Genomic DNA, 9284 nt, shown 5'->3' on the forward strand with positions numbered 1-9284 from the left:
CCTTGAAACCGGTGGCGCATGCACCGACGCCTTCGCGAGCAAGCCCGCTCCCACAGGGGAAACGCATTCCAAAATGTGGGAGCGGGCTTGCTCGCGAAGGGGCCAGCGGGAACAACACAAATTACCGCTGCATGCCCCAGCGCTTCACCGTCACCCGCTCCAGCGTATCGAACACCAGATTCTCCACCAGCAACCCGATCAGGATCACCACCGCCAACCCGGCGAACACCTTGTCGGTGTACAGCTCGTTGCGGTTCTGGAAGATGTACCAGCCCAACCCGCCCTTGCCGCTGGTGGCGCCGAACACCAGTTCGGCGGCGATCAGCGTGCGCCAGGCAAACGCCCAGCCGATTTTCAGCCCGGCGAGGATCGACGGCAGCGCTGCCGGAATCAGGATGAACAACACAAAACGCATGCCCTTCAGCCCGTAATTGCGCCCGGCCATGCGCAGGGTTTCCGAGACGCCGAGAAAGCCGGCGTAAGTGTTCAGCGCCAGCGCCCACAACACCGAATGCACCAGCACGAAAATCAGGCTGTTCTGCCCCAGCCCGAACCAGAGCAAAGCCAGCGGCAGCAAGGCAATCGCCGGCAGCGGGTTGAACATCGAGGTCAGGGTGCTCAGCAGGTCGCGACCAAACTGCGTCGACACCGCCAGCGTGGTCAGGGCAAACGCCAGCACGATGCCGATCAGGTAACCCTTGATCAGCACCACCAGCGATATCCACACCTTGCCCAGCAACTCACCACTGAGCAGGCCGTCGTACAGCGCATGACTGGTCTGCAGAAAGCTCGGCAGCAGCAGGTCGTTGTTCTGCACCCGGGCGATCACTTCCCAGAGAATCGCCAGCAGAATCAGGATCACACTCTTACGCAACCAGCCCTGTTGCCACAGGCGTTGGCCCAGCGGCAGTTCGCGCTCAAGCGGCACGCTGGTCAGTGGTTCAAGGACGGTTTCAAACTCTTGTCGTACAGACGATGGTTGGCTCATCGGGCAATCCTCCAGAACGCTCAATAAGCGATACGAATGTCGTTGAAATCGTGCTCGCGCTCTGTTTCCGGCGACTGGCCTTCATCGAACAGCAAACGGTGAATGCGCCGTGCCGACTCCTGAAACGCCACGCCGCCGAGGCTTTGCAGATCGTATTGATGGCTGTGCACTTCAGCGCGCACCCGCCCCGGATGTGGCGACAGCAGCAGGATGCGATTGCCGACCACCAGCGCCTCTTCGATCGAGTGGGTGACGAACAGCAAAGTGAAGCGCACCTCCTCCCAGAGCAGCAGCAATTCTTCCTGCATCTTGCGCCGGGTCAACGCGTCCAGCGCGGCGAACGGCTCGTCCATCAAGAGGATTTTCGGCTGCATCGCCAGCGCCCGGGCGATCGCCACCCGCGCCTTCATGCCGCCGGACAGGGTGTGCGGATAGGCATCGGCAAACGCTGCCAGTCCGACTTTTTCCAGATAGTGCAGCGCGCGTTCTTCGGCCTCCTTTTTCTTCAGTGTGCGCGAGGCCAGCAGCGGAAACATCACGTTCTGTTTCACGGTTTTCCACGGCGGCAGTTGATCGAATTCCTGAAACACCACGATCCGGTCCGGCCCCGGCGCATCGACGCGCTGGCCTTGCAGGCGGATCTCGCCTTCGCACGGCGCAATGAATCCGGCGACCGCTTTGAGCAAGGTGGATTTGCCGCAGCCGGACGGGCCGAGCAGGACGAAGCGGTCCGCCGGATCGACCTCGAAACTGACTTGATGCGTGGCCCGTACCACCCGTTGCGGGGTGCGGTATTCAAGGCTGACTTGGTCAACCGCCAGCAGCGCCTGGCTGCTGGCGATCGGGTTGCTGGCCGCGTGGCCTTGCAAGGGGGCGTTCATCTCGATCAGCTCCCTTGCAGCGGTTTGGCGTCCTGGAAGAAGTAGTCCTTCCACGATTCCGGTTTGTTCTTGATCGCCCCGACGCGGTAGAGGAATTCGGCCAGCGGATAGGTGTTTTTCGGCGTGACGCTGAATTCGAACTGCGGGTTGTCGATGATTTTCAGCAACTCGGCGCGGTCGATCTTGGCCTTGGTCACGCGGATGTACGTGTCCGCCGCCGCGCCCTTATCGTTCTGCGCAAATTGTGCGGCTTCGGTCAGCGCCTCGACGAAGGCTTTGTAGGTTTTCGGATTGTCGTTGCGGAATTTCTCGGTGGCGAACAGCACCGTCGGCGAGTTCGGGCCGAGGATGTCGTAGGAGTTGAGCACCACGTGCACATTCGGGTTCTGCAGCGCCTGATCCTGGAACGGCGGGTTGGAGAAATGCCCGGTCAGTTCGGTGCCGCCGGCGATCAACGCAGCGGTCGCGTCCGGATGCGGAACGGCGATGGTGTATTTGTCGAGGCGATTGAATTCCTTGTCGCCCCACTGCTTGGCCGCGGCGTATTGCAGGAAACGCGACTGCACCGAAACGCCCACCGCCGGCACCGCAATGCGGTCCTTCTCGGTGAAATCGGCAATGGTTTTGACCTTGGGATTGTTGCTGACCAGGTAGTACGGAAAGTTGCCGAGCGAGGCTACAGCCTTGACGTTCTGCTTGCCGTGGGTGCGATCCCAGATGGTCAGCAGCGGGCCGACGCCGGCACCGGCAATGTCGATAGAGCCGGACAGCAGCGCATCGTTGACCGCCGCGCCGCCCGAGAGCTGCGTCCAGTCGACCTTGATGTCGAGGCCTTCCTGCTTGCCGTACTTCTCGATCAGGCCCTGATCGCGCACCACGTTGAGCAATAAATAGACAATCCCGAACTGTTCGGCGATGCGGATTTCACCTTCGGCGTGGGCCACGGTCGGCGCCACCAGGCTGCCGGCGATCAGGCTGAAACCGAGGCCAATGGCCGCCGCCAGCGGTGCAAATGGAAGACGTTTGGACATGATCGAATCTCCGGCAAATCAGAAAGGCGCGTCGCCCTGAATGGTCGTGCGATACAGCTTGCGGCGCAGGTGCGCGGGGCAGCCGGCGGCGAGGTGGATCAGCGAACGGTTGTCCCAGAACACCATGTCGTGGGGCTGCCACTGATGGCGGTAGATGTTTTGCGGCAGCACGCTGTGGGCGTAGAGCTCGGCCAGCAGTTGTTGGCTCTCGTCCTCCGGCAGACCGACGATACGGGTGGTGAAGCCTTCGCTGACGAACAACGCCTTGCGGCCGTTTTCCGGATGGGTGCGAACGATCGGGTGCACCACTTCGGCGACCTGCGCCAGTTGCTCCGGGGTCAGGGTCGGGCGCCAGTTGCCTTCGAATTTGGTCTCGCTGTAGCGCGCCGTATAGGAGTGCGCAGCCGAGCGCCCTTCCACGGCTTTGCGCAGCGCTTGCGGCAGGTTGTCCCAGGCTTTGTGCATGTCGGCGAACAGCGTGTCGCCGCCCTCGGAGGGCAGCTCCTGCGCGTGCAGCATCGAGCCGAGGCTCGGCAGTTCTTTATAGGACAGGTCGGAGTGCCAGAACTTGCCGGCATCGCCCAGGCCGATGTTCTGGCCGTTCTCGACGATGTTGGAAACGATGAGTATTTCCGGATGATTGGCCAACAGGAACTGCTTGAGTACGTGAATCTGCAACACGCCGAAGCGGCGGCTGAAATCGATCTGCTGTTGCGGGGTGATGCGCTGGTCGCGGAACACCACAACGTGGTGATCCAAATGCGCACGATGAATGCGGGCGAAGTCCTGATCGTTGACCGGCCGGGTCAGGTCCAGGCCGATGATCTCGGCACCGACGGCACCGCTGAACGGGCGAATTTCAAAGCTTTGCGGCGCGGCAGTCGCGGCGCTTGGGGTGGCAGTAGCTGCGGACATCTTTCAATCTCCCACGCACGGCGCGCTCACAGGCGCGCACGTCGATCAGAAACTCACGCTGGATTGCGTGTTGGTTCAGGTCGTGCGGCGCGCCGATTGGTCGGCAGGTACGCAGGTGGCTGACTTTAAAGCTATAAGAACGGGAAATTAAATACCGTTAATGAATAACGATATGGCGGATGGTGAGGAATGGACTGGATGGTGAATGACGATTTGTGTCCCTTACTGACAGGGCATGGTGATTTTGCTGGCCCCTTCGCGAGCAAGCCCGCTCCCACAGTGGATCTCGGTCGAACACAGAACTTGTGTCCACTGAAGATCAAATGTGGGAGCGGGCTTGCTCGCGAAGGGGCCATGTGCCGCGCTGAAGACCTACCGCTCGTGCAACGCCTCAGCCCGCGCCCGAATGATCGGCTTGAGCAAATAACTCAGCACCGACTTCTTGCCGGTGATGATATCCACCGACGCCACCATCCCCGGAATGATCAGCAGCGGTTTTTCATCAGTACCCAAGTGGCTGCGCTCGGTGCGGACCTTGATGATGTAGTAGGTGGTTTTCTTGTCTTCGTCGGTGATGGTGTCGGCACCGATCTGCTCCAGTTTGGCTTTCAGCCCGCCATAAATGGTGTAGTCGTACGCGGTGAATTTGACGATCGCTTCCTGGCCCGGATGCAGGAAAGCAATGTCCTGCGGACGGATCTTGGCTTCGACCAGCAAGGTGTCATCCAGCGGCACGATTTCCACCATGTCGCTGCCCGGCTGGATCACGCCGCCGATGGTGTTGACCAGCAACTTGTTGACGATCCCGCGTACCGGCGAGGTGACCAGCGTCCGGCTGACCCGGTCTTCCAGGGCTTTGCCGGTGGCCTGGGCCTTGTTCAGGTCGGTGCGGGCTTCGTTGAGCTGGGTCAGCGCATCGCTGCGGAATTTGCCGCGCGTCTCGTCAATCTTGCGTTGTACTTCCTTGATGGCCGATTCGGCGCGCGGAATCGCCAGCGTGGTGGCATCGAGCTGACCGCGGGTCTCGACTTCGGCACGCTTGAGTCGCAGCACTTCTACCGGCGACACCGCGCCCTGCGCCACCAGCGGCTCGGACATGTTGATTTCCTGGCGTTGCAGGCCCAGTTGCTGGCGATATTGCGCCTGCTTGGAGGTGAATTCGCGCAGCTCTTGCTGACGCTGAATCAGCTGTTCCTGTAAACCGCCAATCTCGTCGTGCAATTGCTGGCGACGGCTGATGTACAACGATTCTTCGCTTTTCGCCTGACCCGGCACGGCTTTGAGCACGTCGTCCGGGAAATTCAGCGGACGGTCATCGACCTCGGCGCTCAGGCGTTCGACGCGCAGCAGCATCGACAGGCGATCGGCTTCGGTTTCGCCGACGTTGGAAGCAAATCGCGTGTCGTCGAGGCGAATCAGCGGAGCGCCGGCCTCGACGATCTGACCTTCCTTGACGAACATTTCCGAGACAATCCCGCCCTCAAGGTTCTGGATTTTCTGGATCTTCGACGATGGAATCGCTTTGCCGTCGCCCTTGGTCACTTCGTCGATCACGGCGAAGTTGGCCCACAGCAGCAGGAACAGGAAGAAGCCGATGATTGCCCAGATAGTCAGGCGCACGACGCGCGGGGCGTCCTCGATCAGCGCCTTGTTGACCTCGGGCAGCGGCTGGCCCTGCAGCGAGGCAGAACCCTTGAAGTAGCGACGGATCGACTCTTTGACACCCGACTTAAGCAACACTGATCTGCCCCTTCTTCAACGCTTCCATCACGGCGGCTTTCGGGCCATCGGCGAGAATCTGTCCACGGTCGACCACCAGCAGGCGGTCGACCAGCGACAGCAGCGAGGCCCGGTGCGTCACCAGTACCACGGTCTTGTTTTCAACCACGGCAGCCAGACGTTGCTTGAGGCGTTCTTCGCCGGTGTTGTCCATGGCGCTGGTCGGTTCGTCGAGCAGCAGGATCGGCGGGTTGAGCAGCAGCGCCCGGGCCAGTGCGACGTTCTGCCGTTGGCCGCCGGACAGGTTCTGCCCGCGCTCGCCGACTTGCAGCTCGTAGCCTTGCGGATGCAGGCGGGCGAATTCGTGGACGCCGGCCAGTTCAGCGGCTTGCAGCACCAGTTCGTCCTCTACATAGCGCGCGCCGGAGACCAGGTTGTCACGCAGGGTGCCGGCCAGCAGTTGGATGTCCTGCGGCACGTAGCCGATGTTGTAGCGCAGCTCGCTGACGTCGATCTGGCGGATGTCCACGCCGTCCACCAGCAACGCGCCGTCGTCCGGCTGATACAGGCCCACCAGCAGTTTCGCCAGCGAACTCTTGCCCGAACCGCTGCGGCCGATGATGCCGATCTTCTCGCCGGGACGAATCACCAGGTTGATGTTCTTCAACGCCGGGTTCTGTTGTTCCGGATAGGTGAAGTTCAACTGACGGCACTCGATCGCGCCTTGCAGCACCTTGCGGCTCAGCGGACGTTCTTCGAAATTGCGCTCCTGCGGCAGCTCCATCATCTGGTCGACGGAAGTCATGGTCACCCGCGCCTGCTGGTAGCGGGTCAACAGACCGGACAGCGACGCCAGCGGGCTCAGCGCGCGGCCACTGAGCATGTAGCAGGCAATCAGACCGCCCATGCTCAGGTTGCCGGCAATGATCTGGTACACGCCGAAGACGATCATGATCACCCCGGCCAGTTGCTGGATCAGCAGGGTGATGTTCATCGCCAGACCAGAGAGCATTTTCACTCGCAGCTCGAGACGGCTGAGGGTGCCAATGGTCTGTTCCCACTGGTACTGACGTTCGCTTTCGGCGTTGTTGACCTTGACCGCATCGAGGCCGGCGAGGGTTTCGATCAGACTCGACTGACGCTCGGCGCCGAGGGCCATGGTGCGTTCCATGGTCGCGACCAGCGGCTTCTGCAACGCGTAGCCGATCAACAGGGCAATCGGGAACGCCAGCACCGGAATCCACACCAGATGGCCGCCGAGAATGGCGATGACGATGAAGATCAGAATGGTGAACGGCAGATCGATCAGACTGGTCAGCGTCAGCGAGGCGAGGAAGTCGCGCAGGCTCTGAAATTCATGGATGTTCTGGGCGAAGCTGCCGACCCGTGCCGGGCGGTACTTCATGGCCATGCCGACGATACGCTCGAACAGCGTCGCGGAGATGATCAGGTCGGTTTTCTTGCCGGCCAGATCCAGGCACAGGCTGCGCAGGCTTTTGAGGATCAGGTCGAAAATGTAGGCACCGGTGATGCCCAGCGCCAGCACCCAGAGGGTCGCTTCGGCCTGGTTCGGCACCACGCGGTCGTAGACGTTCATCACGAACAGCGGCGCGGCCATGGCGATGATGTTGATCAGGAAACTCGCGGCGATCGCATCCGCATACAACCAGCGCGAACGCTTGAGGGTGTCGCGAAACCACGAGCGCGCACGCGGGATCAGCGTGCCGTGGTTGACGTCGAATTTGTGCTGCGGCTGGGCGAAAAACACTTTGCCGGTGTAGTCGTCGGCCAGCAGTTCGTGGCTGACCACCGATTCGCCGCCATCACTTTCGCTGAGCAGCACCCGTGCTTCGTTTTCACCTTGCCAGCCGACCAGGACGGCGCTGCGGCCATCCTTGAGCAGCAACAACGCCGGCATGGCAATCGCCGGAATCTCTTCCAGCTTGCGTTGCAGCACCCGGCCTTGCAGCCCGGCGCGAGCCGCCGCACGCGGCAGCAACTCGACACTCAGGCGTTGTTTGGGCAGCGGCAGGCCGGTGGTCAGCATCGCCGCGCTGGCGGGCTTCTGGTGCAGCATGCAAAGGGCGAGCAGACCATCCAGCAACGGATCGTCGTGCAACGCGCGTGGATCATGACTGAGATGAACTCGACTGACTTCTGATTCCACGCTCGACACTCTTTAACAGTTGAAAAGGGATAACTCAGTTCATCCCGGGCAGCTGAACCTTGGGCTTCACGTCGTTCTGCACAACGGATGCCAATGGTGCGACCACTCCCTGGCTTTTGAGCAATTCGCCCATGGTCGCCTTGATTCGGTATTGAGTAAATAACTGAATGTTTTTGATTTCAGCCAGACGCCGCGAAGCGGTGAACAACTCGTTTTCGCTGTCGAGCAAATCGAGCAGGGTCCGCTCACCGAGGCTGAACTGACGCTGGTAGGCAGTGCGCACGGCGGTGCTGTGATCAACGTACTGCTGAGCAATCGGCACCTGCGCATTGGCGTTGTTCAGGGCGTTCCAGGCCAGGCCCAGTTCTTCGTTCAACTGACGCAGGGCGTTGTTGCGGATGTCCAGCGCCTGGTTCGACAGGTACGACTTGGATTCCAGATCGGCCTTGTTGCTGCCACCGGAGTACAGGTTGAAGCGCATGCGCAGCATGGCCTGCCACTCGTTGTTGTGGCCGTTCTGACCGTCGAGATCGTTGTCGGCAGTGCGACCCAGCTCGGCGTCGAAACGAGGGTAGAAGGTCGACTTGGCGGTTTCGTACTGCTTCTCGGCAGCGGCGATATCGGACTCGGCCGAACGCAGGATCGGGCTGTTTTCCAGCATTTGCTGGCGTGCTTCATTGAGGTTGACCGGCATCATCGCCATGAACGGCGCCGGACGCTCCAGCTGGTCAGGCATCTGGCCGACAGCGCTGAGGAAGTTGGTCTCGGAGTCGGCGAGGTTGGTCTGTTCGGTGATCAGGTTGTTGCGCGCCTGGGCCATCCGCGCTTCGGCTTGATCAAGGTCGGCGCCGCTGCCAACGCCGCGCTGGGTACGCAACTGGATCTGGTCGTAGATACGCTGGTGGCTCTTGAGGTTTTCCTCGGCCAGACGCACGAATTCGCGGCGGGTCAGCACGTCCAGGTACACCTGGGCGACGGTCAGCGCGGTGCGCTCGGAAGTGCCCAGCAGGGAGTAGGCGCGGGAGTTGACGGTGGCTTGTTGACGCCCGACTTCGCTGGACGTTGCAAAACCGTCAAAAACCATTTGCGAGAGACGTAAACTTGACTCGCCGCGGTTCAGGGTTTCCCAGTGATTGCCACCACCGTTGGCCCGCGTGGTCACGCTGTCGGTGCCCTCACGGCCATACCCGCCCAGCAGATCAACTTTGGGCAGGTATCCACCTTTGGCTGCCTTTAATTGATAATCCGCGGCCAAACGACTGTTGACCCCTGCCTGGATTTCCGGGTGGACATCCAATGCCTGTTGCATGGCTTCCGGTAAGGATTGTGCCTGGACGAAAGAGGCGGCGAGAGCGAACGGTAGAGCCTTGAACAAGTGCAAACGCATGGTAAAGATTTCCCAGGACTTCTTGTCTTGAATCACAGCAAAACGTGCTGCTGCGTCGAATAATTGGCAACCGGAATGACCGTATGTCGGAAAGTTCAAAATAGGAACTGGATCACACGCTGAGGGACAGGTCGCCGCGGAAATATCAATGTGACATTAGTGGGGCGATTGTTTAGGATGGCACCCAGAAGGTCAA

7 protein-coding genes are annotated in these 9284 nt (G+C 60.8%); all 7 read right to left on the minus strand.

Annotation, left to right across the window (positions count from 1 at the left end; translation table 11 throughout):
* Positions 1–121: 121 nt before the first annotated feature.
* The 7 genes from JFU48_RS06350 to JFU48_RS06380 all read right to left on the minus strand — a co-directional run bounded on the left by JFU48_RS06350 (position 122) and on the right by JFU48_RS06380 (position 9088).
* Positions 122–988: an ABC transporter permease gene (locus JFU48_RS06350; protein WP_003220459.1), complete on the minus strand. Its 867-nt coding sequence runs from the start codon at positions 986–988 to the stop codon at positions 122–124.
* 20 nt (positions 989–1008) lie between these two features.
* Positions 1009–1869, minus strand: coding sequence for an ABC transporter ATP-binding protein (locus tag JFU48_RS06355; protein ID WP_201136104.1), 861 nt, complete (start codon positions 1867–1869; stop codon positions 1009–1011).
* Between the two features lie 5 nt (positions 1870–1874).
* The gene (locus JFU48_RS06360) at positions 1875–2900 is read right to left on the minus strand and encodes an ABC transporter substrate-binding protein (RefSeq protein WP_098966545.1); all 1026 of its coding nucleotides are present in this window, start codon (positions 2898–2900) and stop codon (positions 1875–1877) included.
* Positions 2901–2918: 18 nt separating this feature from the next.
* Positions 2919–3815 (minus strand): TauD/TfdA dioxygenase family protein, encoded by an 897-nt coding sequence (locus JFU48_RS06365; protein ID WP_003220456.1) that lies wholly within the window; start codon positions 3813–3815, stop codon positions 2919–2921.
* Positions 3816–4187: 372 nt separating this feature from the next.
* Positions 4188–5555, minus strand: coding sequence for an HlyD family type I secretion periplasmic adaptor subunit (locus JFU48_RS06370; RefSeq protein ID WP_003220455.1), 1368 nt, complete (start codon positions 5553–5555; stop codon positions 4188–4190).
* The gene (locus JFU48_RS06375) at positions 5545–7701 is read right to left on the minus strand and encodes a type I secretion system permease/ATPase (protein WP_201136105.1); all 2157 of its coding nucleotides are present in this window, start codon (positions 7699–7701) and stop codon (positions 5545–5547) included. Before JFU48_RS06375 ends, JFU48_RS06370 begins: the two co-directional genes overlap by 11 nt.
* A 34-nt stretch (positions 7702–7735) precedes the next feature.
* Entirely contained in the window at positions 7736–9088 is a 1353-nt protein-coding gene (locus JFU48_RS06380) for a TolC family outer membrane protein (RefSeq protein ID WP_003220452.1), read from the minus strand.
* Positions 9089–9284: the final 196 nt, after the last annotated feature.

The organism is Pseudomonas sp. TH49, assembly GCF_016650625.1.
In the GTDB taxonomy this organism is placed as follows: Bacteria; Pseudomonadota; Gammaproteobacteria; order Pseudomonadales; family Pseudomonadaceae; genus Aquipseudomonas; species Aquipseudomonas fluorescens_H.